Consider the following 22801-nt stretch of genomic DNA (forward strand, 5'->3'; position numbering starts at 1 on the left):
GTTTCCTGTTGATATTGCTGAATTTTTTTGAAAAATTAGTCCAAAACTCTTCACTGTTACCGCGCGGCGTAATACCGGACACTCAATGGAATATTCTGAACAAAGAGGAACACCTGGTGAAAAACGTTACACGCTTTGCTCTGCCGCTGCTGGCCGCTGCCACTCTGTATGCACCGCTGTCGCAGGCTGCTGCCATGCATTACGACCTGAACCCGGAACACACGTCAGTGATTGTGACCTGGACCCACTTCGGCTTCTCCCATCCGACGGCAGACATCCCGAACAGCAAAGGTACGCTGGTATTTGATAAGGACCACCCGGAGCAGTCACGCGTTGACGTTACCCTGCCGATCAGCCAGATCGACAGCCATGTCCCGGCACTGACCAAAGAGTTTCTCGGCAAAGAGTACTTCGATACCGCTAAATATCCGTCAGCGGTGTTCCACAGCACCAAAGTGGTGGCGAAGGGCGACAACAAGTTTGACGTGGAAGGTAATCTGACGCTGAAAGGCATCACCAAACCGGTTACGTTACATGCCACGCTGAATCAGCAGGGTATGCATCCGATGGTGAAGAAACAGGCGATTGGTTTTGATGCCACCGGCACCATCAAGCGTTCTGACTTCAAACTGGACAAATACGTTCCGGCAGTCAGCGACGATGTGACGCTGACCATTTCAACCGAAGCGTACGCCAAATAATCCGACCAGGTGCGCATAAATGCGCACCCTACAACAGTGATCATCCGGATATCGCAGGGTCGGCATTTATGCCGACCAGACCAGATAAATCATCCGGTATTTATACCGACCTGGGGAATGTCTATTCGGCCCAAAACTTCTTCTTACTGGTTTTGCCAATACCCGGATTGCAACTGTTGGTCGGGTCCAGCTGCTGCCAGTGCGCCACATGCTCGCAAGACGCATGATACAGATGCCCGACGTTATGCTCCGCCGGATACTTCGCACCGCGTTGCTCCAGATACACCTTCACCGCCTCTTTAAACGCCTTCGCATCAACACCCGCCTTTAGCACGTAATCCTGATGATTGACGTAACAGAAGAAATGCCCGCAACAGGAATCCACCTGCACCTGGGCTGCCAGATGGTCTGGCAGGGTTAAACGCCACTCATCATCGTTACGGCGCAGCGCCACATCAAACGCCACCAGCCGCTCGTTCGGATTGTAACCGAGGGCATCGCAATAGGAGATGGTGCAGCCGCCGACGCCGAAACGCACCAGAAAGGCATCGGCCGCTTCGCGCGCATCGCAATGGAAAAAGTTACCGCTATGGCTGGCAAAAAATTCCTGTAACAATGCCTGTAATTCAGCGGTTTGCGTTGCATCGACCTTGATCATCAGATGATGCTGATATTCACTGCGGTAATCCATAATGCGCGGCGCAACAAAACGCGGGGTTATCTGGTTAAAGAATTGCAGCACCCGATCAACAAAATTGCGCGGCAGGAATGTCAGATGGCTGACGCGCACATCCCATTTGGCTTTTTTCGCCATCATCTGCGGGATGGCCTGCGGACCCAGCTTACGGATCGCCAGATACATATGTTTGGCGTAGCGCACGGTTAAATCAAAGGCGTTGCGATGGATATACTCCGCCTGCAACGGCAGCTCGCTCATACGCGTCAGCAGAAAGCGGCGCAGCGCCACCAGCTCCGCTTCTTCGTTGGTGCCGATATAGAAGGTGTCGCTGCCGCTACTGGCTTCAAAAGTGGGCAGGCGTACGGCAAACACCACCACTTTCCCGGCGCTGCCCGCGCTGTCGTGCAGGTATCGGATGTCGCCGTTAAAGCGCGAAGGGCTGTCGGCGGTGACATCGCGCAGGCGGTCGGCGTAATCCTCTGCCCAGATTTTTCCCTGCCAGTCCGGTTGATCGCCGGTCTGATATTGCTGACCGCTGAGATTCGCCAGCATCGCTTCCGGCGTGGCGCCGAGATCAATACCGAGATGGTTGACCATCTCCAGGCAACCATCGTCATGGATGCGGGCAAACAGCGATTTCTCAGTAAATGCCGGACCACGGCGAATCAGCGACCCGCCGGAGTTGTTGCAGATACCGCCCACCACCGAAGCCCCGATGCACGAGGAGCCGATCACCGAATGCGGCTCGCGTCCCAGGGGTTGCAGCGTCTGCTCCAGCTCGGTCAGCGTAGTACCGGGGAAAGCAATCACCTGGCGTGCCTGGTCAATCACCTGAACGCCTTTCAGCTGGCGCGTGCTGACAATCACCACGTCACGGTCATAATCGTTGCCGTCCGGCGTAGAGCCGCCGGTGACGCCGGTATTGGATGCCTGCATCAGAATGATGGCGTCGTGCGCCACGCATACCTGAAGGATCTGCCACAGTTGCAGCAGCGTCTGCGGCAAGGCCACGGCGAGCGCTTCGCCGCGACCGACGCGGAATCCTTTGGTGTACCAGGCTTTATCATCAGGATGGGTTAACAGCTGTTTTTCACCTACCACGTCAGTGAGCTGACGCAACATTACCTGCGGGGATGTCATCTTTTCTCTTCTGTGTCATGGGTCTGCCGCGTTATTGGACAGGGGGATAAGTAGAAAAGTCAATCATTCATCGGGACTAAACGATAAATAACGCACTGAAGCATTATCCCTTTATCTTTCGCGGGAAATCGCCTGCGAGCCAATAAAAATGCGTGGGAAATCACAAAATAGATTTAAAGAAAAAAGGCGCAAACCGGTTTAAATCACCTCAGCCATTTCGATGCATAAAATAAATATAACCTTATGAAATTAATCATAATTAAGATTGATCGGTAACATTACCAATGTGATGTTAATCACAAAAATAAGCCACTCAGAACCACTGTCAATGATCTCGCTGCGTGAATTCGTAGTAAAAATGTGATCTTCATTGCAAATAAGAACCTCGTTGATCGGAAGAATGAATATCAGACGCGCAGCATGAGGAGTTCTGACAATGAGAATTGGCATGGTGATCAGCGGCGGTGATGTCACTGGCATTAATAACTTTATTTATCAGATTTCCCGCTTAACCCAGGCCGGGATGGTGTTATTTAATGGCGGCATTCCGGGCTTGCTGGAAAATAATCATCAGGAAATCGCCCAGCGTGATTTGGTGGATTACGCTATCGCGGCAATTCCGGTGATGCAATCAGGACGCCCGACGCGAAAATTAATTCGCCCGGAATATGAGATCATCACCAAACACCTGAAAGCGTTGCGTATCGATGTCTTAATTATGGCCGGTGGCGATGGTTCACTGCAATTTCTGCATACGCTAAGCGAATTTGGCATCAACTGTTTTGGCGTCGGCATGACCATTGATAACGACGTATTTGGCAGTGATTACACCATTGGTTTTTCCACCGCCTGTGAACAGGTGTTAAAAGAGGTGGCGAAATTACGCAATACCGGTCGCGCCTTAACCGGGCGGGTGTTTATGGTGGAATTGCTGGGCGGTTATTGCGGCGAATTAACGCTTCAGTCGGCCATTAAATCCAATGCTGATTTTGCGCTAATCCCCGAATGCCAGATTGCGCCTCATGAGCTGGCGGAGCGCATCACCAGGCGGCTGGCGGCGCAGAATAGCGTGATTATTTTGTGTTCGGAAGGCTACACCCGTGAATATTCACCGGGTTTTCAGGGCGCAATTGATACCTTAATTAAACAGCTTGAGCCGATGATTGGTGTACGTATCCGTAAAACCATTATCGGTTATGGCCTGCGTAACGGTGAGCCGACCTGTGAAGAGATTTATCAGGGCACCATTATGGCCAGTGAAGTCGCGCGTTGTATTCAGTCGGGAATGCGCAATAAAGCCGTCATTATTAATGGCAGCAACAAACCGATTCCGATCGATTTAATAAGCATGAAAAAACGCCTGGTGGATACCGAAGGGCATCATTACAAACTCGCCAAACAATTGCATATCCTGTGAGGAGATAGCCATGCTGAAAATATTATGTGTGTGCGGATGTGGTCTGGGATCCAGTTTCGCCATCGAAATGAGCGCCAAATCGGTATTAAAGAAGCTGGAAATTGACGCAGATATCGACCACACCACCATCTCCGAAGCCAATGCCTTTAAATCCGACATGATTTTAACGCAGAAAGCCTTCGCCGATGTATTAAATGCCGATGCCAGCCCGGAACAGATGAAGCGGGTGATTATTCTCAACAAGCTGACCGACAAAGCCGAAATTGAGGAAAAGATCGTGGCGTTTTTGAAAGACCACAACATGAAGGTTGCCAGTCATGAATAGTGTGATCAACTTCCTGGTAAAAGATCTGCTGGGGCAGGCGTCGATTTTGATCGCCTTTATTGCCCTCGTCGGTCTGCTACTGCAAAAAAAATCAGCAGGGAAGGTGGTGGAAGGCACCTTTAAAACGCTGCTCGGTTTCTTAATTATGATGGCGGGTATCAACATTATTGTGGGCACCCTGACTTTCCTCAACACCATTTTCACCCACGGCTTTGGTATGAAGGGTTATATCACTGACGTTGCGGCGATTGCCGGGTTAGCCAACCGCGAGCTGGGTTCAGAAGTGGCGCTGACGCTGCTGGTGATCTTTATCGTCAACATCATCATTGCCCGTCTGACACCGTTCAAATACATCTTCCTCACCGGTCAGGCGCTGCTGTGGATGGCGACCATCGGTGCGGTGATCGGCTACAAAGCGGGACTGACGGGCTTACCGTTGATCCTGACCGGCGGTATTTTTGGCGGCGTGATGGCGGTGGTGATGCCCGCGCTGGCCCAGCCGGTGGTGCGTCGCATCACTGACTCGGACGACGTCGCGCTCGGCCACTTCTGCACCATTGGCTACCTGGTGACTGCGGCGGTGGCGAAAGTGGTGGGCAAAGGCTCCCGCTCCACCGAAGACCTCAAGCTGCCGGATAACTTCAAGTTTTTGCAGGATACCTACCTGTCGATGGCGGTGGTGATGGTGCCGATGTACCTGATCCCGGCGGTGGCAGCAGGCCCGGCTTTTATCGCGCAGTACAGCAACGGTATGAACTACCTGATGTATGCCTTTATGCAGTCGATTCAGTTCGTGGCCGGGGTGTTCGTACTGTACAGCGGCGTACGTTTGTTGCTGAACGAACTGGTGCCGGCGTTTCGCGGTATCGCCATGCGTATCGTGCCGGATGCCAAACCTGCGCTCGACTGTCCGGTGATGTTCCCGTATGCGCCGAACGCGGTGATCGTTGGCTTCCTCGCCACCACGCTCGGTTCGGTCGTCGGTATGCTGGTGTTCCCGATGTTCGGTCTGGCGATGATTTTGCCGGGTCTGCTGACCAACTTCTTCGCCGGGGGTACCGCCGGGGTGTTTGGTAACGCGCTTGGCGGTCGTCGCGGCGCGATGATTGGCGGTTTTGTCCACGGTCTGTTTATCACCATACTGCCCGCCATTCTGGTGCCGATGCTGGAAAGTTACGGTTTTACCGGCGTCACCTTCAGTGATTCGGACGTTATCAGTACCGGCCTGGTGCTCGGTCATGCGTTCCAGAATAACTGGCTGTTTGTCGCACTGTTTATTCTCTTCATTACCCTGATTGCCTGGTTTGTTAACGGAAAATCCACTAAGCCTCACGAGGAAAATATTCATGAAACTCTATAATTTCACCGATTTGTTAGAGGTGGCTAAACAACGTGAATTTAAAGCGCTCGGCTCTTTTAATTTACACTGTCTGGAAATGTTACCGGCTTATTTTAAAGCGGCAGAAAAAACCAATAGCCCATTAATGATTCAGATTTCTACCGGCACGGCGAAATATCTTGGCCATAAGTTACTGGTTGATGCGATTTGTTCGCTGGCGGAAAGCCGCAATGTGCCAACCTGCCTGCATCTGGATCACTGTTCAGATCTGGCGGCGATTCAGACCGCGCTTGATGCGGGCTTCAGCTCGGTGATGTACGACGGCTCGCATCTGCCGATTGACGAGAACATCGCCAACACGCGTAAAGTGATTGATATGGCGCGTCCACGTCACGTCTCCGTGGAGGCGGAGCTGGGGGCGATTGGCGGCTCGGAAGACGGGAAATCGGTGGCAATGAACGAAACCGCGTTCACCACGGTCGACGACGCCAAACGCTTTGTCACTGAGACCGGCGTCGATATGCTGGCGATTTCCATCGGCACGGTGCATGGCCTGTACACCGGAAAGGCGCATATTCAGCATCAGCGGCTGGCGGATATCACCGCCGCGACGCATACGCCACTGGTGCTGCATGGCGGCACCGGCGTCAGCGACGAAGATATGCGTCTTGCGGTACGCAGCGGCATCGAAAAGGTGAACGTCGGCACAGAAATGAACGTGCAATGGGTGGCGCACTGTAAACAAACCTTCGAAAAAGGCAAAGTGAACGACAGCGTGCGCAACTTCCTCGTGCCCGCCAATGATGCCGTCACCGATGTGTTGGTAGAAAAAATTCAGCTATTCCGCTAAGCGCGCATAACTCATGACGTATTAACCTGAGGTGCCCTGGCGCCATTCGGGGCAGGAGACGCTATGTTTGGATTCAGGAAAAAGTCGCAGGAAAATAACGGGCCAGATCAGCAGGAAATAGATCGTCAGGCAGAAAGCATCAGTGAGAAAATAAGCACGCTGGAGCAGCAGCTGGCGAATAATCCGCAATCAGGCGACACGCAAAAACAATTAATGCTGGAGTACAATCGGGCATTAAGTTTATTTGCCAAAAGCCGTCGTTATCGCCAGCAGATTGATCCGCTGTTCGTCAAAATCGATGAGCTGCGCAATACCATTCGCAAGTCGATTTAAGGAGGCGGTATGAGTATCAAACGACTGTTGCAGGAAGCGAACGCGATTCAGGTGGGAATTGCCGCAACCGACTGGCGCGAGGTGATTGCGCTGGCTGCCCAGCCGCTGGTTAACGGCGGCTATGTCAACCCTTCCTATCCGGAGGCGGTGATCGCCAACACCCTGACCCACGGCGCGTATTACGTGTTCGAGGAGGGAATCGCCATCCCCCATGCGCGCCCGGAAACCGGCGTGCTGAAGGATTGCTTTAGCCTGATCGTACTGGAAGAGCCGGTGTCATTCGACGGCAGCGACAAGGCCGATATCGTCATCATGTTCGGTGCGCGTGACAGCAACGCCCATATTGAAGAGGGTATCCGCGCCATTGTGACGATGCTGGAAGATGAGGAAACGCTGGTGCGGCTGCGCAACGCCAGCAGTGTGGCGGAGGTCATCGCAATCCTATGACAACGTGCACTGAGGAGAAATGTGTGGTGCTGGTCAACGGTATTCCGGCTTCCGGCAAAAGCACCCTGGCGCGCGGGCTGGCTCAGCAGTTTGGCTTGCCGGTGCTGACGCTCGACAGCCTGAAAGAGCCGTTTATGGCCAGCTTCGCGCCGGTAGATCGCCTGCGCAATCGCCAGCTGGGTTGCGCCGCCTATCAGGCAATCTGGAAGATTGTCGGCCAGGCGCCCGCGAACTGCGTCTATCTGATCGATGCCTGGTTCGGTTTTCAGCCCAAAGCGGTGCTGGAGGAGGGCCTGCGCAATGCGGGGGTGACACGGGTGCTGGAGCTGTGGATGGCGATCACACCGGATGAGGTGGTGGCGCGTTATCAGGCGCGTCTGGAACAACGGATGCCTGGCCATCCTGGCGCGGAGTATCTGCCGGAGCTGCGGCAACTGGCGGAACGCGCCCAGCCGATGGCGCTCGGTCCGGTGTTGCAGCTGGATGCCTGCGCACCGGACGAGGCGGCGGCGCAGGCGTGGCTACAACGACAGTTGCAGCCGGTGAATTACGCTTCGCGCCCGTTATCGGTATCGGGGTGAAGAAAAGCCGTCAGCAGGGCGCTTAACTGCCGATCGCCTTTCTGGTCGGCAGCCAGCTGACGGCATACCTCCCCCAATGCCTGATACAGGCGATCGGTTGCCAGCTCACCCTGATTGAGGGTGGCGATCTCATCCATCTCAGCCGCCCAGCGCCAGGCTTTTGGCAGCATATCCGGGGTGGCTTTTTCTATTCTTTTCAGCATCGCCGCCTGGCTTTCGGCCATCTCTTCGCGCAACGCCTCCGCCGCGCCAACGCGGCTGGCGTTAATCAGCATCGCCGAGGTCAGCAGGGTGATGCCTTTGTTGATCCCGGCATAGGCCATCTTCAGCGCCGAGGCCGCGCCATTTTCCGCCTGCATAATGCGCACGCGCAGGCCCAGCTCGCTCAGTGCCGCGAGGTCGCTGGCATGTGGACCGGAGAACCAGAAGCGCGGCCCGGCGGGATTTTGCTCGCCCGGCGGCAGGCCGATAATCGCGCCATCGGCGAAGGGCGTGCCGGTGGCCTCAATCACCGCCGCCACCTGTTGCAGCGTTTCCGGGCTGATGGCGTTGCAGTCGACATACAAGGGTTTGCGCGTCGCCGCCTGTAAATGCGGCGCCATCTGCTGCGCCCAGCTGAGGGCAAACTCGGGCGGCAGAATGGAGAAGATAATATCGGCTTCGCATAACGCGGCTTCACTGGCATCGGTCATCTGCGCGGCGTGAGCGCGCTGTTGCGAATCGGCGGAACGCTGGCTGAAGGGACAGATTACGCGCGCGCCGTGCTGTGTCAGAACAGCAGCAACCGCTGCGCCCATCGCACCCGGTGCGGCAAAGGCTAGGGTTTTCATGGCTCAATCTCCTGGGAAAGGTGCTTCCAGTATGGAGCGCGCCGCCGTTTTCCTGCTATCAGCAAATGCAACCAAATATATTTCACTCAGGGAAAAGACGTGGACTGAGAAAATCAATCAGAGCGCGCACTTTGGGCGAGGGATGTTTACTGGCAGGCCACAACAGATGGAACACTCCGCTATGGCAGGCATAGTCGGATAACACCTCACGCAGCTGCCCCTGCGCCAGTGCCTCGCGGATTGCAAAGTCGGGCAACCAGGCCAGCCCCAGGCCACGCACAGCAAAGCAGACACGCGTCTCAATGTTATTGCAAACCATCGCCGCAGGCCGGGTAAATTCATATTCGGCCTGATTGTCGCGCATCTCCCAGGGCTCCAGCTTGCCGCTGCTGAGAAAGCGATAATGCAGGCAGGCGTGTTGGGCCAGATCAGCCGGAGTCTGTGGCTCGCCGTGTCGTGCCAGATAGTCTGGAGAGGCGACCACCAGGGTACGGGAATGCCCAAGCTTGCGTGCCGACAAGCGTGAATCGCTGGGCTGGCCCACCCGCAGCACCGCGTCGTAGCCGCCGGCAATCACATCCACCAGCCGGTCTGTGAAATCCATATCCAGCTGGATCTCCGGATACTCGCGCATAAAGTCACCCAGCACCGGCAGAATCAGCGAACTCACCAGCGGCAGACTCAGGCGTAACCGGCCGCGGGGACGCGCTGCTGCCTGTGTCAGCTCGCGTTCTGCGGCTTCGATCTCTGCCAGAATGCGCTGGCTGCGCTGTAAAAACAGCACACCTTCGGCGGTGAGGGTGATGCTGCGCGTACTACGATGAAACAGCCGCACCCCAAGTTTATCTTCCAGCCGGCTGATACTTTTCCCTACCGCCGAAGCTGAAACCCCCAGATAGCGCCCGGCCGCGACGAAACTGCGTGTTTCCGCTACCTGCACAAACACCATAAACCCATTGAGACTGTCCACGCGCCCTCGCTATTGCGGACATTTATTTCCGCAGAGTAGTGAAATATACCCACCTTTTTCCGCAATCAGGAAGCGACTACTGTGGTTCCGTTGATAATTAAGGAGATAAAAGCATGAAGGGTTTGCTTGAAGCGGTGATCCAGCGGGCAATAGCTGAGCAGCGCGTGGTGGGTGCAGAAGTGATGATTGCCCATCGTGGGCAGATAATTTTTCACCAGGCAGCGGGGTATGCCGATCGCGAAAGTGAACAGCGTATGACGCTGCATAGCCGCTTTCGCCTCGCGTCGGTCAGCAAACCGATTGTCACCAGCGCCGCGATGGTGCTGGTTGCGCAGGGTAAGCTACAGCTGGATGAGGACATTCAACGCTGGCTGCCGTGGTTTGCGCCACGCTTAGCGGATGGCAGTAGCGTGACGATCACGCTGCGGCAGTTGCTGAGCCACAGTGCCGGGCTGGGTTATCGCTTTCTCGAAGCCGCTGAAGATGGCCCTTATGCCCGTGCAGGGGTTTCCGATGGTATGGATGCTTCCGGCTGGTCGCTGACGGAGAATGTGCAGCGCATCGCCACGGTACCGTTGTTATATCCCCCTGGCCAGGGATGGTGTTATTCGCTGGCGATTGATGTGGTCGGGGCGCTGATTGAGCAGGTGCAGGGACAGCCGCTGGACGAGGCAGTGAAAATGCTGGTGACGGACCCGCTGGCAATGCAGGCCACCGGCTTTTCTGTCTCTGCGGATCAATACGTGGTGACCGCCTATGTGAACGGGCAACCGCAGCCGCATCGGTTACAGGAAAATGAGGTCGTCTCGCCGTTTGCTGACCTTGTCGGGATCCGCTACAGCCCGGCGCGCGTCTATGATCGTCAGGCATTTCCGTCAGGTGGCGCAGGCATGGTGGGTACCGTCAGCGATTTTATGCGCTTGCTGGAAAGCTTACGCAGCGGTGGCCTGCTGTCACCGGCATGGGTGGCGGAAATGGGGCGCGATCAGGTCAGCCAGTGTGAACTGCCGGACGCGCCGGGGGTTGGCTTCGGGCTGGGTTTCTCGGTGCTGCGTGATCCGCAGTTGGCGGCATCGCCGGAATCTATCGGCACTTGGCGCTGGGGAGGTGCTTACGGCCACGCATGGTTTGTCGATCCGCTTCAGCAACTGAGCGTGGTGGCTTTTACCAACACCTTATACGAAGGAATGTCGGGTCAGTTTGTTAATGATCTGCGCGATGCGGTGTATCAGGGGCTGGTGGTGGCGTGATGGGGAAAACAACCGAGGATTTGCCGGTGATCCCGCTGGTTGCGCTCAGCATGACGGCGTTTATCGCCATCGTGACCGAGGCATTACCGGCGGGTTTGCTGACACCGATGTCCAACGATCTCAGCGTCTCCGCCGCCGCTGCCGGGCAGAGTGTCACGGTCTATGCGCTCGGATCGCTGCTGGCCGCCATCCCGGTCATGCTGCTGTTGCAGGGGATGCGGCGCAGGCGGTTACTGTTATTGGCCCTGGCGGGCTTTACCCTGGCGAATCTGGTGACAGCCTGGTCTCCCTGGTATGCCCTGATGCTGGTGGCCCGCGGCATTGCGGGCATGGCGGCAGGCGTGTTGTGGGCGCTGCTGGCGGGTTATGCGGCGGCGATGGTGGCGGCGCATAACCGGGGGAAAGCGATTGCGGTGGCGATGGCCGGTACGCCGCTGGCGTTGTCCATTGGCGTGCCGCTCGGGACTTTTGCCGGCAATCTGCTGGGGTGGAGGATTTGCTTTGCCGGTTTGTCCGGGTTGTCGCTACTGTTGATCGCCATCCTGCGTTTGACTGCCCCGGATGTGGCCGGGCAGTCGGCACAACAGCGCCGTTCTCTGTACCAGGTATTTATGTTGCCGGGCGTGCGCAGCGTCTTGCTGCTGGTGCTGGGTTTTGTGCTGGCGCATAACCTGCTCTATACCTATATCTCACCTTTTCTCCAGCCTGCCGGTCTGGCGACGCGCACTGATAGCGTGCTGCTGCTTTTCGGTATCTGTTCGCTGATCAGCATTTTTGTTACCGGCATGATGATTGGCCGTTATCTGCAACAGCTGACGTTGTTCAGTCTGGTGCTGTTTATCTGTGCCGCGCTGCTGTTGCAGCTGGCTGCTGACAATACCGCGGTGGTGTGGCTGGCCGTGGTGCTGTGGGGATTGGCGTTTGGCGGTGCCGCGACACTGTTTCAGACTGCGATGGTGGAGCAGGCCGGCGCCGCCACCGATGTGGCGCAATCGATGCTTGTCACCGTCTGGAACCTGGCGATTGCGGGGGGTGGCGTGATGGGCGGATTGCTGCTGGCGGGCTGGGGGATTGCCGGTTTTGCTCCGGTGCTGTTGCTGCTGCTGGTGATGACAACCGCATGTTTCGTCAAGGCATCGTTACGCCTTTCAACCAGGCTGTTGTGATTCTGATCTCAACACAACGCACCTTCCGTAGCGGCGCGATGAGTCGCGCAATCAATCATGGAGAATGTTATGAAAATCGATCTACACGGAAAAATAGCGTTAATCACCGCGTCAACCGGCGGCATTGGTTTTGCCATTGCCCAGGGGCTGGCTGAGAGCGGGGCGGAAGTGGTGCTTAACGGGCGCAGTGAAGAGTCCGTCAGCCGCGCGCGGGAAAAACTGAACGCAGCCGTGGCAGGCGCCAAAATTCATACGGTGATTGCGGATTTGGGCAGCGCGCAGGGGGTTGATACCCTGCTGAAGGGCTTACCCGCCATTGATATTCTGGTGAATAACGCCGGGATCTACGGACAGAAAGATTTCTACGCCACCGACGATGATACCTGGGAAGATTACTGGCAGACCAACGTGATGTCCGGGGTGCGTCTGTCGCGCGCGTTGCTGCCGAATATGGTGAAGCAGGGCTGGGGACGCGTGGTGTTTATCTCGTCTGAATCGGCGCGCAATATTCCGGCCGATATGGTGCATTACGGCGTAAGCAAAACCGCGCAGCTGTCGCTGTCGCGCGGTCTGGCGAAAGTGGTGGCCGGTTCCGGGGTCACGGTAAATAGCGTGTTGCCAGGCCCGACGCTGTCGGATGGCTTCGCCAGCATGATGGCTGAAGAAGTGAAGCGTACCGGCAAAACGCTGGAGACGCTGGCGAAAGAGTTTGTGATGAGCCAGCGTCCGAGTTCGGTGATCCAGCGCGCCGCCACGGTGGAAGAAGTGGCAAATATGGTGGTGTACGTCTGTTCCACCCAGGCATCCGCCACATCCGGTGCCGCGCTGCGCGTTGATGGCGGCGTAGTGGATGATATTGTTTGATCGCACCGCGTAAGTGATCGGGTCGCCATCAATGGCGATCCTGTTCCCGCTCACATCACCAGGTCGCCATCAATGGCGACCCTGCTGCCTGCAAAATACCTTACGATTTCTTTACCTCTTCCTTACAATGGCCGTTGCCTGATATCTAAGGCATTGAACTTATTGCACGTCAGACCATGGGGCTGTGAATGGGAAGCTCCGTTTGACAGCATGGTGCAATTTTTGCCAGAAGGTGGGTTGAATGGGGATTTCACCGGAAAAGCTAAATACGTTATGCCGTTTGCAAAAAGGCAGGGAGTACCTGTTGCGTGGTGATAAAGCCGTAGGCGTGGAAGTCATACGCGATACAGCCACGCACAAAAGAAGAGAAGTGAATTGCCGCAGCTTGTCGCCGTTGATGCGCGATGGTTTGATTGAATTCGTAACAGCGTCGAACGATATGACGCGTTTTTATGCGGTCAGGCTGACGGAGGCTGGCAGGAAACTGCTCAGGAAATAGCCCGAGATGCTGCGCCGGGCGCAGCGTCTGGATTACTGTGCTGCCAGAAAATCTTCACGCTGCGGGGTAAAGGTATCCAGCAGCGTACCCGCCTCCAGACAGACGCAGCCGTGCACCACATCCGGCGCTTTGTAGAGGGTGTCACCGGCGCTGACTTCTCTGGTCACGCCATTGATGGTAAAGGCAAAACGCCCTGAAAGCACATAGGTCAGCTGCTCATGCGGGTGGTGATGCAGCGGGCCGATGGCCTGTTTTTCAAAGGTGACTTCAACCGCCATCATACGGCCGCCGTGCGCCAGAACGCGGCGCGTGACGCCGTTACCCAAATCTTCAACCTGTGTGGCATTGCGGTAGATAAACATCGTCGGCTCCTCGCGTGTTGTCTCGCCGTTGTGTGACATAACTCACAAGCAAAAGGGAATTTCACTGCTGCATTTTAGTCAGCTTTGATTAAAATGAAACGGTGTTTCAATTTAATATGAAGGATGGATCATGAAAATCGCGTTAATGATGGAAAACAGCCAGGCGGCCAAAAACGCTACCGTACTGAAAGAACTGGCAGCGGTGGCGCAACCGCTGGGACATCAGGTGTTTAACGTCGGCATGAGCGACGAGCAGGATCATCATCTGACCTATATTCATCTCGGCATCATGGCCAGCGTACTGCTGAACAGCAACGCGGTGGATTTTGTTATCGCGGGCTGCGGCACCGGGCAGGGGGCGCTGCTGTCGCTTAATATCCATCCGGGCGTGGTGTGCGGCTACTGTATCGATCCGGCGGATGCGTACCTGTTCGCCCAGATCAACAACGGGAACGCGCTGTCGCTGCCCTTCGCCAAAGGCTTTGGCTGGGGCGCGGAACTCAATCTGCGCTTTATCTTTGAAAAAGCCTTTACCGGTGCCAAAGGACTGGGCTATCCGCCTGAGCGCAAAGAGCCGCAGGTGCGTAATGCCGGGCTGCTGAATCAGGTTAAAACCGCGGTGACAAAGGAAAACTATCTCGATACCCTGCGCGCTATCGATCCTGAGCTGGTGAAGACCGCGCTGAGCGGTCCGCGCCTCCAGCACTGTCTGTTTGAGCACGGGCAGAATGACGAGATTGTGGGCTTTGTGCGTGAGGTAACGCGCTAGTTCACACCCTCACCTTAATCCCTCTCCCGCAAGCGGGAGAGGGATTAGGGCATCAGACCGCGGAGACCCGCGGACTCCGGCTCGCCTCCACCAGCATCTGCGTATAGGGCACCCTGGCCTGTCCGGCCACCAGCGCATCCACCTCCAGCGTCTCCAGCACCTTGCCGTGCTGCATCACCGCCACGCGATGGCATAAATGCGCCACCACGCCCAGGTCATGCGTCACCATCAGATAGGTCAGCTGCGTCTGCTGCTGCAAATCGCTAAGCAAGTTGAGAATTTCCGCCTGCACCGACACATCCAGCGCCGAGGTTGGTTCATCCAGCAGCAGCACGCGCGGTTCAAGGATCAGCGCACGGGCAATCGCCACGCGCTGGCGCTGGCCGCCGGAGAGCTGATGGGGATAGCGGGTCTGCCACGCACGGTTCAGGCCGACTTTCTCCAGCATGGCGATCACCCGCTGCTGGCGCTGGCCGATACCGTGGATAAGCAACGGTTCTTCCAGGATATCGCCGACCGTATGGCGTGGATGCAGCGAACCGTAGGGATCCTGAAATACCATCTGCACTTTGCGACACAGGCTGCGTTCGATGCGATGCTTCAGCGGCTGTCCATCAATCGCCAGCTCGCCCTGCCAGTGGGGAAACAGACCGGCGAGACACTTCAGCACCGTGGTTTTACCGGAGCCGGATTCACCCACCAGGCCAAAAATCTCGCCCTCCCGCACCGCCAGATTGACGTCCGACAACACCTGATGCCGCTGTTCCTCCTCGCCAAAGCTGAGGTTGAGATTACGTACGCCGATCATCTCTTTCATGGCTCTCTCCTTAAGGTTGCAGCCAGCTGTCCTGGCGTTGCAGCACCGGCAAACGCGGACGGCGCTGGTCCATGGCGGGTAACGCCGCCAGCAGGCCCTGGGTATAGGGGTGCTGCGCACGATCCAGCTCCGCCGCCGCCAGCGACTCGACGATGCGCCCGGCATACATCACCAGCACCCGGTCACAAAAGTGGCGCACCAGATTGATGTCGTGGCTGATAAAAATCAGGCCAAGGCCACGCTGCTTCACCAGATCATCCAGCAACGCCATGACCTGCAAACGCACCGACACATCCAGCGCTGAGGTCGGCTCATCGGCGATGACCAGTTCGGGATCGGTGATCAGCATCATGGCGATCATCACGCGCTGCCCCTGGCCGCCGGAAATCTCGTGGGGATAAAGTTGATACACCCGCTCCGGGTCGCGGATGCGCACCACATCCAGCATCGCCAGCGCGCGGCGCTTTGCTTCATCGCGCTGTCCGGGATGATGGCTGCGCCACGCCTCGGCAATCTGCTCGCCAATGCGCACCACCGGATTGAGGGAGTATTTCGGGTCCTGCATGATCATCGAGATACGTTTGCCGCGAATGGCGCGCATCTGCGCCGGTGAGGCGCGCAGCAGATCGCAATCGGCAAACTGCATCCGGCGGGCGGCGACCTGCGCGCTGCGCGGATGCAGGTGTAGCAGGGCGCGGCCAACGGTGGATTTACCCGAACCGGATTCGCCGACAATCGCCAGCTTCTCCTGGCCGAGCTGGAACGACACACCGCGCACCGCAGGCGTGATGTGGCGTCCGTTGGCGAAGCTGACCTGCAAATCTTCTACGTCGAGCAACGGTCGGGGATTACTCGCTACGGGGATCGAGGATGTCACGTAAGCCATCTCCTAAGAAATTAAACGCCAGACTGTTCACCAGAATCGCCAGACCCGGCACCGTCACCACCCACCAGCACTCCAGCATGTAGCTGCGGCCGCTGGCGATCATCGCCCCCCATTCCGGGTCCGGCGGCTGTGCGCCAAGGCCGAGGAAGCCCAGCCCGGCCGCGGTGAGGATGATGCCCGCCATATTCATGGTGATACGGATAATCACCGACGGCAGACAGAGCGGCACGATGTGTCTCCACAGCACGCGCAGCGACGAGGCGCCCTGCAAACGCACCGCAGAGATAAAGTCCGCCTGGCGCAGCGACAGGGCTTCGGCACGGGCGAGCCGCGCAATCGGCGGCCAGGCGGTGAGGGTAATGGCGATCACCACATGTTCGAGGCCCGGCCCCAGCGCGGCGACAAACGCCAGCGCCAGCACCAGGCTGGGGAAGGAGATAAAGATGTCAGTCACGCGCATCAGCACGCTATCGACCTTACCGCCGAAATAACCGGCGGCGACGCCCAGCAGCAGGCCAATCGGGCCGACGGTGACCGACACCAGCAGCACGATATACAGGGTGATGCGTGCGCCCCAGACCAGGCGGCTGAAGATATCGCGGCCGAATTCGTCGGTGCCGAACCAGTGCTGCGCGTTCGGGGGCGTCAGGGCGTTATTCAGATCCTGCACCAGCGGGTGATAAGGGGCGATCCACGGCGCAAACAGCGCCACCAGCAGTAACAGCAGGATGATGGCGCCACCGATAGCGGTCAGCGGATTACGTGCCATGCGGCCGATAAAGTGCCCGCTGCGGCGCACAAAGCGGCGACAGCGCGCCAGCCGCTCGTGCGTGGCGGCGGAAGCCGGGGTTGCCAGCGAAATCGTCATACTTTAGTCCTCGGGTCGAATACCTGATAAAGCAGGTCAGAAACCAGGTTGAGCAGGACAAAAATCAGGCCGACCACCAGCACGCAGCCCATCACCGCATTCATATCTCCCAGCATCAGGCTACCGGTGAGATAGGAGCCAAAGCCCGGCCAGGAAAAGACGGTTTCAATCAGCACCGCGCCTTCCAGCAGCGAACCGTAAGCCAGCGCCACGACCGTCAGCAGCTGCACCAGAATATTGCGGAACGCGTGTTGCCAGATGACCTGCCACTCGGTCAGCCCTTTGACGCGCGCCGTCAGGATGAACTCCTGCGACAGCTGCGCCAGCATAAAGCTGCGCGTCATGCGGCTGATATAGGCCAGCGAGTGGAAGCCAAGCAGCGATGCCGGCAGAATCAGATGATTCAGCGCGCTGGCGAACACCGTGCCATTGCCCGCCAGCAGCGCATCCACCAGCAGCAAGCCGGTGCGACGCGGCACCACGCCATCGAGGCTGAAATCGACCCGCCCGGCACCGCCCACCCAGCCGAGGTGGGCGTAGAACAGCAGCAGACCGATCATGCCGACCCAGAAAATCGGCGTGGAGTAACCGGCGAGGCTGATAATACGCACCACATAGTCCACCACGCCGTTACGGCGCGCGGCGGCCCAGACGCCAAGCGGGACGCCCAGCCCGGTGCCGATTACAATCGCCAGCGTCGCCAGCTCCACCGTCGCCGGGAACACGCGCAGAATATCGTTGATCACCGGCTGGCCGGTCAGCAGCGCCTGGCCGAGATTGCCGTGCAGCAGGCCGTTCAGGTAAATGCCAAACTGCACCCACAGCGGTTTATCAAACCCAAGCTGGTGATAGACCTGCTGATATGTGGCGTGGTCGGCATCCGGCCCGACAATCGCCAGCACCGGATCGAGCGGCATCACCCGACCGATAAAAAAGGTCAGCAGCAGCAGGCCAGTCAGCGTAATGAGCACCTGCCAGCCCCGGCTGCGCAGCTGGCGCCAGTGGCTTCGCGTCAGTTTCATGGTGTTCCTCCCGCCAGGCTATCCGGCGTTTTCCACACGTCACGCAAAAAGGTGGTGGCCGACGGATGCGGCACGTAATCCTGCACCCGGTTGTTCACCACCACCGAATCGACCATCTGTGAAATGGGCATCAGCGCCGGGATCAATTGGTCATAACGCCGCTGGATGGCGAAGTAATCCTGCTGCTGACGTGCGCTGTCACGCTCCAGCAACGCCTGATCGATCATCTGATTCAGCTGCGCATCGTAAAAACCGGTGCGCCAGCCCTGAAAGTTGGTCAGCCTTGCGCTGTCAGCGTTGTTCGGGTTGTACACCAGCGAACGCAGGCTGGAGTGCGGATGGGGTTCGACGCCGCTGCCGCCGCGTCCCACCAGCAGGTTGAACTGACGTTCGCGCATCGCGCCGTAGATCTGGTTGCCGGTGCCGGTGATGATTTTGGCGCGAATGCCGCCCTGCATCAGCGTGGACTGAATAGCGATGGCGATATTGAGAAACGGCTGATCCGCCAGCACGCGCAGGGTGGTATCAAAGCCATCGGGATAACCGGCTTCCGCCAGCAAGGCTTTGGCGCGCGGGATATCCAGTTTGTAGCCAGGGTCGGGCAGCGTGGCAGGCATTCCGGCCTGAATGGGACGCTGATGCAGCTCGCCATAGCCGGCCATCAGAGTTTTGTTAATCCCCTGATAATCCACCAGATAACGTACCGCTTCGCGCACTTTGGCATGGGCGAAATGGGCATCTTTCATGCTCATCGCCAGATAGTAAAGGGTGCCTTTCGGTACGGCGTCGATGGTGAGATCGGGATCGTGACGCAGCGCTTTCACATCAGGAATCGCCATATTGCTGGCAATATCGATGTCGCCTTTTTCCATCATCAGCCGCAGGGTTTGTGACTCCTGTAAATGACGGAACACCACGCGCGACAGCTTTGGCGCGCCGCGCCAGTAGCGATCATCGCGCTGCATACGCAGCACATCTTTTGCCTGCCAGACCTCAAGACGGAAGGGGCCGGAGCCAGCCTCATGGGTGGTCAGCCAGCGGTTGCCCCAGTCACCGTTGACGGCATGAGCCTGCACGGTTTTGCTGTCCAGCACCACCATGCTGCCGAGCGCGGCCAGTGAATAGAGCACCAGTTTCGGATCGTTGGCCTTCGGCAGACGGATCTGCACGGTATGGTCATCGGGGGCGGTGATCAGCTGGTCCACGTTGTCTTTAGTAAACCCGTAGGATTTCCACACCGACGCCTGCGCCAGATTCAGCTGCAACACGCGGCGCATCGACCAGACCGCATCAGCGCTGGTAAGCGGATTACCGGAATGAAAGGTGACATTGTCACGTAAGTGGAAGGTGAGTTGCCGGTTATCGGCGCTGATTTCCCAGCGATCCGCCAGCGCCGGACGCACATCCGTCAGCTGGCGTGGATTCAGCTCTACCAGGCCGTCATACAGATTCACCACGATACCCACGATCTCGTTGCCGGTCATGGCGGCGGGATCGAGGGTCAGCAGGTTGTTCATATTCATACCGACGATCAGCTGATCGTCCGGGGTGGCCGCCAGCACGCCGGGGCTGCCCGTCAGCAGCAGCAGCGCGACGAAGCACGCTGTGCAGCGGGGAAAGAGGTTCATAAGCAAAGTCCAGCAGGTCAGAGGTTTATTGTTGTTTGCCGTACTGCTCGTAATGGTGACTTACCAGCGATTCAGGGTATGGGTCTCAATCCAGCTGAAGTTAATGTCCTCGCCAAGACCGGGGCGCGAAGGCAGATGCACAAAGCCGTTGCTGTCCATGGGATCGACCAGGCTGTGCAGATAAGCCGGGGGTTGTTCATAGTCGAGGAACGGATGCAGCAGGCCGCGCTCGTACCAGCGACAGTTGCGGATCGCGCCGACCACCGCCAGACTGGCTGCGCCGTTGCCGTGCACTTCGCAATCCATGCCGAAGGCTTCGGCGAGGCTGGCGACTTTCAGGGTGGCGGAGATGCCGCCGACGCCGTTGGCACCGGCGCGCAGAATGTCGCAGGCACCGGCCTGCACCCAGTCGGCGCGGCTGTGATGTTTACCGCCAAGACTTTCCGGGCCAAGGACATCGATGCTGAGGTTACTGGCCAGCCAGGCGTAAGATGCCATGCTTTCCTCTTCCATCGGCTCCTCAAACCAGGTAAAGCTGAGCTTTTCCAGCGCCTTGCCAATGGTGAGCGCGTCACTGCGGCTGTACCAGTGATAGCCGTCGAGCATCAGGGCGATATCCGGTCCGACCGCTTCACGCACGGCGGCGCAGGCTTTGATATCCATCGCCGGGCTGGGCGCAAACGACACCGGCGGCATCCAGGTGTGCAACTTGATGGCGCGATAACCGCGTGCCACCAGTTGTTCGGCAAAGCGCGCGTAATCATCGGGCGTCGCCAGTCCCCCTTCCAGTTCGTCGCCGCACATGGTGCTGCCGTAGGCGGGGATTTTTTCGCGATAGCCGCCGAGCAGCTTATGCACCGGCTGCTGCAATCGGCGGCCAATCAGATCCCATAGCGCCTGCTCCACCGCCGACAGGGCGCGCTCCGTCAGCTGATGGGCGCTGCCGCGCTGCCAGTGCACCAGATCCTGCCACAGCCGTTCACGATCAAAGGCGTTTTGCCCCAGCAGCACCTTGCGAAAGAAGGCGTTGACCACATGCGGACGGATCACTTCCGGCGGGGCAAACGCATATCCGCAGTGGCCGTCTTCGGTGGTCAGGGTCAGCAGCGCTAGTTGGGCGTCGCTTTCAGGGCCGGGATGGGAATGTCCGGCGCTGTCCGAGACGCGGCGGGTGGGGTAACTGAACTGGGTGACATCAATGGCGCTGATCTTCACGGCAACTCCTCGGTAAACACATGTCCATGCCCGCAACGGGCGTTATGAATAAATTAAAACGGTGTTTCATTTCGTAATTTAGTCTTCACCTTTTGTTTACGCATTAGCCAAAATGCAGTAAATGGCGGCGATTACCTGGGCAATTGCACGGGGTGCTGTGAGGCTTTTCACGAAAGGGAGGCGTTTTGTGAGCGATTGCACAGCCGCAGCGATGTAAAAAAATGTTACACCGGGGCTTTCCATTTTGCGCCCGCCAGGTAATAGTGACGCCGCGAAACACATTAATAATAATCATTATCATTTGTATGGGTAGATAACATGAAAAAATGGATGTTGGCGCTGGGGTTGCTGACGGTGGCGGGGAGTGCGTCCGCCAAAATCATTACTGACGTTGCCGGTCGCCAGGTGGAGGTCGCGCAGGAGTCAAAACGCATTATTCTCGGGGAAGGACGGCAGATGTATCTGCTGGCGGCGTTCGATACCGCTGCGCCATTCCAGCGCGTGGTTGGCTGGCGCGATGATTTCCACAAAGCGGATTACGACGGCTACATGGCGTATGAAAAGCAGTATCCGCAAATCAAACAGCTGCCGACCTTTGGCGGCGCGAAGGATGGCACCTTCAATATCGAGCAGGCGCTGACGCTGAAACCGGATTTGGTGCTGATGAACCTCGAATCAAAAGCGGCTACCGATGAAGGCAAGCTGATCGAGAAGTTACAGGCGGTGGGCATCCCGGTGGTGTTTATCGATTTCCGCGAGAAGCCGATGGAGCACGCGGAACAAAGTATCCGCATTATGGGCGAGCTGGTGGATAAGCCGCAGCGTGCTGAAGACATCATCGCTTTCCGCCGTGCGCAAATCGCGCTGGTGACCGACCGTCTGAAGAACGTTAACGGCAAACGCCCGAAAGTGATGATTGACCGCGCCGGGGGCTATAGCGATGAGTGCTGCATGTCATTCGGTGATGAAAACTTCGGTCAGATGGTTGAGATCGCGGGTGGCAATAATATCGCGAAGGACCTGATCCCCGGCACCTTCGGCACCCTCAATCCGGAGCAGATCATTGCCAGCCAGCCGGATGTGGTGGTGGTGACCGGCGCGAACTGGAAAAACTACAACACCGTGGGCAAATGGGTGGGTGTGGGGCCGGGGGCCGATACCAAAGAAGCGGAAGCGCGTCTGCGTACCCTGATGATGCGCGACGCGTTTAAAACCCTGCCGGTGGCGCATAACGGCAACGCACATGCCATCTGGCATCAGTTCTACGACAGCCCATATCAGTTTGTCGCCATTCAGGCGCTGGCGAAATGGCTGCACCCGGCGTTGTTTGCCGATCTCGATCCGGATGCGACCTTCCGTGAATTCCACCAGAAGTTCCTGCCGCTGCCGTATCAGCCAGGCTACTGGGTAACGTTACCGGCTGATAAGTCCTGAAAATCCCGTTGGGTCGGGTAAATCGCAGGCAATAAAAAAGGATTTGGCATTAACGCCAAATCCTTTTTTTCTGTTCACCCTTTGGCTGGTAACCGCGTGGTAAACGGGGTGCTCAGCACTCCTCACAAAACCGATGATAAATTGTGCAGAGAAAGATTTCAAGTTTCGCAAGAATACTGTATGGTTATACAGTTGTTGAGTGTCGGGCGTAACCTCATTGTTTGCTGACGACTCCCAGGGGCGCGGTTTGTAAATCCCGGCAGGTACCAGGTGGTGCTGGCCTGTGGCTTTCACAATGAGCGTCGCTCAGCACTCCTCACCGCTGTGCTGAGGCGTCCGGCGGGTGGAGTCAAAGTCCCGGATGCCGTAAGGCGCGCTCCTGTCAGAGGAGAAGGAAAGTGATGGAACT

The 22801-nt window shown here is 57.4% G+C and carries 24 protein-coding genes; 14 read left to right on the forward strand and 10 right to left on the reverse strand.

Annotated elements, in window-relative coordinates:
• Positions 1 to 116: 116 nt before the first annotated feature.
• On the forward strand, positions 117 to 701 hold the full coding sequence (locus tag AC6I8V_RS09565; protein ID WP_497845624.1) for a YceI family protein: 585 nt from the start codon (positions 117 to 119) through the stop codon (positions 699 to 701).
• A 121-nt stretch (positions 702 to 822) separates the two neighbouring features.
• Here the strand turns inward: AC6I8V_RS09565 and dld are convergent, their stop codons facing one another.
• Positions 823 to 2520 (reverse strand): D-lactate dehydrogenase, encoded by a 1698-nt coding sequence (dld, locus tag AC6I8V_RS09570; protein ID WP_497845625.1) that lies wholly within the window; start codon positions 2518 to 2520, stop codon positions 823 to 825.
• Positions 2521 to 2956: 436 nt separating this feature from the next.
• On the opposite strand from dld, the gene AC6I8V_RS09575 reads away from it, so the two are divergent.
• The 7 genes from AC6I8V_RS09575 to AC6I8V_RS09605 all read left to right on the forward strand — a co-directional run bounded on the left by AC6I8V_RS09575 (position 2957) and on the right by AC6I8V_RS09605 (position 7812).
• A complete protein-coding gene (locus AC6I8V_RS09575) occupies positions 2957 to 3937 on the forward strand; it encodes a 6-phosphofructokinase (protein WP_497845626.1) in 981 nt (326 codons plus the stop codon).
• A gap of 10 nt (positions 3938 to 3947) precedes the next feature.
• Positions 3948 to 4262, forward strand: coding sequence for a PTS sugar transporter subunit IIB (locus tag AC6I8V_RS09580; protein WP_497845627.1), 315 nt, complete (start codon positions 3948 to 3950; stop codon positions 4260 to 4262).
• Complete coding sequence (locus tag AC6I8V_RS09585; RefSeq protein WP_497845628.1) at positions 4255 to 5622, forward strand: PTS sugar transporter subunit IIC; 1368 nt, start codon at positions 4255 to 4257, stop codon at positions 5620 to 5622. The genes AC6I8V_RS09580 and AC6I8V_RS09585 overlap by 8 nt, the downstream gene beginning before the upstream one ends.
• Positions 5609 to 6451, forward strand: a complete 843-nt coding sequence (locus tag AC6I8V_RS09590) for a class II fructose-bisphosphate aldolase (protein ID WP_497845629.1) — start codon at positions 5609 to 5611, stop codon at positions 6449 to 6451. The genes AC6I8V_RS09585 and AC6I8V_RS09590 overlap by 14 nt, the downstream gene beginning before the upstream one ends.
• A gap of 63 nt (positions 6452 to 6514) precedes the next feature.
• Positions 6515 to 6784 (forward strand): hypothetical protein, encoded by a 270-nt coding sequence (locus tag AC6I8V_RS09595; RefSeq protein ID WP_497845630.1) that lies wholly within the window; start codon positions 6515 to 6517, stop codon positions 6782 to 6784.
• A 9-nt stretch (positions 6785 to 6793) separates the two neighbouring features.
• On the forward strand, positions 6794 to 7231 hold the full coding sequence (locus AC6I8V_RS09600) for a PTS sugar transporter subunit IIA (RefSeq protein WP_497845631.1): 438 nt from the start codon (positions 6794 to 6796) through the stop codon (positions 7229 to 7231).
• Positions 7228 to 7812 carry a P-loop nucleotide/nucleoside kinase family protein gene (locus AC6I8V_RS09605; RefSeq protein ID WP_497845632.1) on the forward strand — a complete coding sequence of 195 codons (585 nt, stop codon included), beginning with the start codon at positions 7228 to 7230 and terminating at the stop codon, positions 7810 to 7812. Before AC6I8V_RS09600 ends, AC6I8V_RS09605 begins: the two co-directional genes overlap by 4 nt.
• On the opposite strand, the gene AC6I8V_RS09610 is transcribed toward AC6I8V_RS09605, so the two are convergent.
• Both AC6I8V_RS09610 and AC6I8V_RS09615 read right to left on the reverse strand, forming a co-directional pair.
• On the reverse strand, positions 7779 to 8642 hold the full coding sequence (locus tag AC6I8V_RS09610) for an NAD(P)-dependent oxidoreductase (RefSeq protein ID WP_497845633.1): 864 nt from the start codon (positions 8640 to 8642) through the stop codon (positions 7779 to 7781). The two genes, AC6I8V_RS09605 and AC6I8V_RS09610, sit on opposite strands and share 34 nt — an antisense overlap.
• Positions 8643 to 8724: 82 nt before the next feature.
• Positions 8725 to 9612 carry a LysR family transcriptional regulator gene (locus AC6I8V_RS09615; RefSeq protein WP_497845634.1) on the reverse strand — a complete coding sequence of 296 codons (888 nt, stop codon included), beginning with the start codon at positions 9610 to 9612 and terminating at the stop codon, positions 8725 to 8727.
• A gap of 113 nt (positions 9613 to 9725) precedes the next feature.
• Here AC6I8V_RS09615 and AC6I8V_RS09620 point away from each other — a divergent pair, with 113 nt between their 5' ends.
• The 4 genes from AC6I8V_RS09620 (at position 9726) to AC6I8V_RS09635 (ending at position 13391) form a co-directional block, all read left to right on the forward strand.
• Positions 9726 to 10862 (forward strand): serine hydrolase domain-containing protein, encoded by a 1137-nt coding sequence (locus tag AC6I8V_RS09620; protein ID WP_497845635.1) that lies wholly within the window; start codon positions 9726 to 9728, stop codon positions 10860 to 10862.
• Positions 10862 to 12028 carry an MFS transporter gene (locus AC6I8V_RS09625; protein ID WP_497845636.1) on the forward strand — a complete coding sequence of 389 codons (1167 nt, stop codon included), beginning with the start codon at positions 10862 to 10864 and terminating at the stop codon, positions 12026 to 12028. Before AC6I8V_RS09620 ends, AC6I8V_RS09625 begins: the two co-directional genes overlap by 1 nt.
• A gap of 69 nt (positions 12029 to 12097) precedes the next feature.
• On the forward strand, positions 12098 to 12892 hold the full coding sequence (locus tag AC6I8V_RS09630; RefSeq protein ID WP_497845637.1) for an SDR family NAD(P)-dependent oxidoreductase: 795 nt from the start codon (positions 12098 to 12100) through the stop codon (positions 12890 to 12892).
• A 241-nt stretch (positions 12893 to 13133) separates the two neighbouring features.
• Positions 13134 to 13391 (forward strand): hypothetical protein, encoded by a 258-nt coding sequence (locus AC6I8V_RS09635; RefSeq protein ID WP_497845638.1) that lies wholly within the window; start codon positions 13134 to 13136, stop codon positions 13389 to 13391.
• Between the two features lie 32 nt (positions 13392 to 13423).
• On the opposite strand, the gene AC6I8V_RS09640 is transcribed toward AC6I8V_RS09635, so the two are convergent.
• Positions 13424 to 13753, reverse strand: a complete 330-nt coding sequence (locus AC6I8V_RS09640; RefSeq protein ID WP_497845639.1) for a cupin domain-containing protein — start codon at positions 13751 to 13753, stop codon at positions 13424 to 13426.
• Between the two features lie 130 nt (positions 13754 to 13883).
• Between AC6I8V_RS09640 and AC6I8V_RS09645 the strand changes: the two genes are divergently transcribed.
• Entirely contained in the window at positions 13884 to 14522 is a 639-nt protein-coding gene (locus tag AC6I8V_RS09645; RefSeq protein ID WP_497845640.1) for an RpiB/LacA/LacB family sugar-phosphate isomerase, read from the forward strand.
• Between the two features lie 52 nt (positions 14523 to 14574).
• Here AC6I8V_RS09645 and AC6I8V_RS09650 read toward each other — a convergent pair whose 3' ends face one another.
• Genes AC6I8V_RS09650 through AC6I8V_RS09675 form a run of 6 tightly spaced genes read right to left on the reverse strand, consistent with a single transcriptional unit; the run spans position 14575 to position 20958 of the window.
• On the reverse strand, positions 14575 to 15330 hold the full coding sequence (locus AC6I8V_RS09650) for an ABC transporter ATP-binding protein (RefSeq protein WP_497845808.1): 756 nt from the start codon (positions 15328 to 15330) through the stop codon (positions 14575 to 14577).
• A 19-nt stretch (positions 15331 to 15349) separates the two neighbouring features.
• On the reverse strand, positions 15350 to 16216 hold the full coding sequence (locus AC6I8V_RS09655) for an ABC transporter ATP-binding protein (RefSeq protein ID WP_497845641.1): 867 nt from the start codon (positions 16214 to 16216) through the stop codon (positions 15350 to 15352).
• A complete protein-coding gene (locus AC6I8V_RS09660; RefSeq protein ID WP_497845642.1) occupies positions 16188 to 17093 on the reverse strand; it encodes an ABC transporter permease in 906 nt (301 codons plus the stop codon). The genes AC6I8V_RS09655 and AC6I8V_RS09660 overlap by 29 nt, the downstream gene beginning before the upstream one ends.
• Positions 17090 to 18115, reverse strand: coding sequence for an ABC transporter permease (locus AC6I8V_RS09665; protein ID WP_497845643.1), 1026 nt, complete (start codon positions 18113 to 18115; stop codon positions 17090 to 17092). Before AC6I8V_RS09665 ends, AC6I8V_RS09660 begins: the two co-directional genes overlap by 4 nt.
• On the reverse strand, positions 18112 to 19743 hold the full coding sequence (locus AC6I8V_RS09670; RefSeq protein ID WP_497845644.1) for an ABC transporter substrate-binding protein: 1632 nt from the start codon (positions 19741 to 19743) through the stop codon (positions 18112 to 18114). Before AC6I8V_RS09670 ends, AC6I8V_RS09665 begins: the two co-directional genes overlap by 4 nt.
• A gap of 60 nt (positions 19744 to 19803) precedes the next feature.
• A complete protein-coding gene (locus AC6I8V_RS09675) occupies positions 19804 to 20958 on the reverse strand; it encodes a mandelate racemase family protein (RefSeq protein WP_497845645.1) in 1155 nt (384 codons plus the stop codon).
• A gap of 318 nt (positions 20959 to 21276) precedes the next feature.
• Here AC6I8V_RS09675 and AC6I8V_RS09680 point away from each other — a divergent pair, with 318 nt between their 5' ends.
• Complete coding sequence (locus AC6I8V_RS09680) at positions 21277 to 22392, forward strand: ABC transporter substrate-binding protein (protein ID WP_497845646.1); 1116 nt, start codon at positions 21277 to 21279, stop codon at positions 22390 to 22392.
• The last annotated feature ends 409 nt before the right edge of the window (positions 22393 to 22801 follow it).

The sequence above is a fragment of the Pantoea sp. X-Soil-TKNS-1207 genome, from assembly GCF_059730485.1.

Excerpts from the sequence above, each read along its gene's own strand:
- dld (WP_497845625.1), bottom strand. The coding sequence starts at position 2,520 with ATGACATCCCCGCAGGTAATGTTGCGTCAGCTCACTGACGTGGTAGGT.
- AC6I8V_RS09575 (WP_497845626.1), top strand. The coding sequence starts at position 2,957 with ATGAGAATTGGCATGGTGATCAGCGGCGGTGATGTCACTGGCATTAAT.
- AC6I8V_RS09580 (WP_497845627.1), top strand. The coding sequence starts at position 3,948 with ATGCTGAAAATATTATGTGTGTGCGGATGTGGTCTGGGATCCAGTTTC.
- AC6I8V_RS09585 (WP_497845628.1), top strand. The coding sequence starts at position 4,255 with ATGAATAGTGTGATCAACTTCCTGGTAAAAGATCTGCTGGGGCAGGCG.
- AC6I8V_RS09590 (WP_497845629.1), top strand. The coding sequence starts at position 5,609 with ATGAAACTCTATAATTTCACCGATTTGTTAGAGGTGGCTAAACAACGT.
- AC6I8V_RS09595 (WP_497845630.1), top strand. The coding sequence starts at position 6,515 with ATGTTTGGATTCAGGAAAAAGTCGCAGGAAAATAACGGGCCAGATCAG.
- AC6I8V_RS09600 (WP_497845631.1), top strand. The coding sequence starts at position 6,794 with ATGAGTATCAAACGACTGTTGCAGGAAGCGAACGCGATTCAGGTGGGA.
- AC6I8V_RS09605 (WP_497845632.1), top strand. The coding sequence starts at position 7,228 with ATGACAACGTGCACTGAGGAGAAATGTGTGGTGCTGGTCAACGGTATT.
- AC6I8V_RS09610 (WP_497845633.1), bottom strand. The coding sequence starts at position 8,642 with ATGAAAACCCTAGCCTTTGCCGCACCGGGTGCGATGGGCGCAGCGGTT.
- AC6I8V_RS09620 (WP_497845635.1), top strand. The coding sequence starts at position 9,726 with ATGAAGGGTTTGCTTGAAGCGGTGATCCAGCGGGCAATAGCTGAGCAG.
- AC6I8V_RS09625 (WP_497845636.1), top strand. The coding sequence starts at position 10,862 with ATGGGGAAAACAACCGAGGATTTGCCGGTGATCCCGCTGGTTGCGCTC.
- AC6I8V_RS09630 (WP_497845637.1), top strand. The coding sequence starts at position 12,098 with ATGAAAATCGATCTACACGGAAAAATAGCGTTAATCACCGCGTCAACC.
- AC6I8V_RS09635 (WP_497845638.1), top strand. The coding sequence starts at position 13,134 with ATGGGGATTTCACCGGAAAAGCTAAATACGTTATGCCGTTTGCAAAAA.
- AC6I8V_RS09640 (WP_497845639.1), bottom strand. The coding sequence starts at position 13,753 with ATGTTTATCTACCGCAATGCCACACAGGTTGAAGATTTGGGTAACGGC.
- AC6I8V_RS09645 (WP_497845640.1), top strand. The coding sequence starts at position 13,884 with ATGAAAATCGCGTTAATGATGGAAAACAGCCAGGCGGCCAAAAACGCT.
- AC6I8V_RS09650 (WP_497845808.1), bottom strand. The coding sequence starts at position 15,330 with ATGATCGGCGTACGTAATCTCAACCTCAGCTTTGGCGAGGAGGAACAG.
- AC6I8V_RS09660 (WP_497845642.1), bottom strand. The coding sequence starts at position 17,093 with ATGACGATTTCGCTGGCAACCCCGGCTTCCGCCGCCACGCACGAGCGG.
- AC6I8V_RS09665 (WP_497845643.1), bottom strand. The coding sequence starts at position 18,115 with ATGAAACTGACGCGAAGCCACTGGCGCCAGCTGCGCAGCCGGGGCTGG.
- AC6I8V_RS09670 (WP_497845644.1), bottom strand. The coding sequence starts at position 19,743 with ATGAACCTCTTTCCCCGCTGCACAGCGTGCTTCGTCGCGCTGCTGCTG.
- AC6I8V_RS09680 (WP_497845646.1), top strand. The coding sequence starts at position 21,277 with ATGAAAAAATGGATGTTGGCGCTGGGGTTGCTGACGGTGGCGGGGAGT.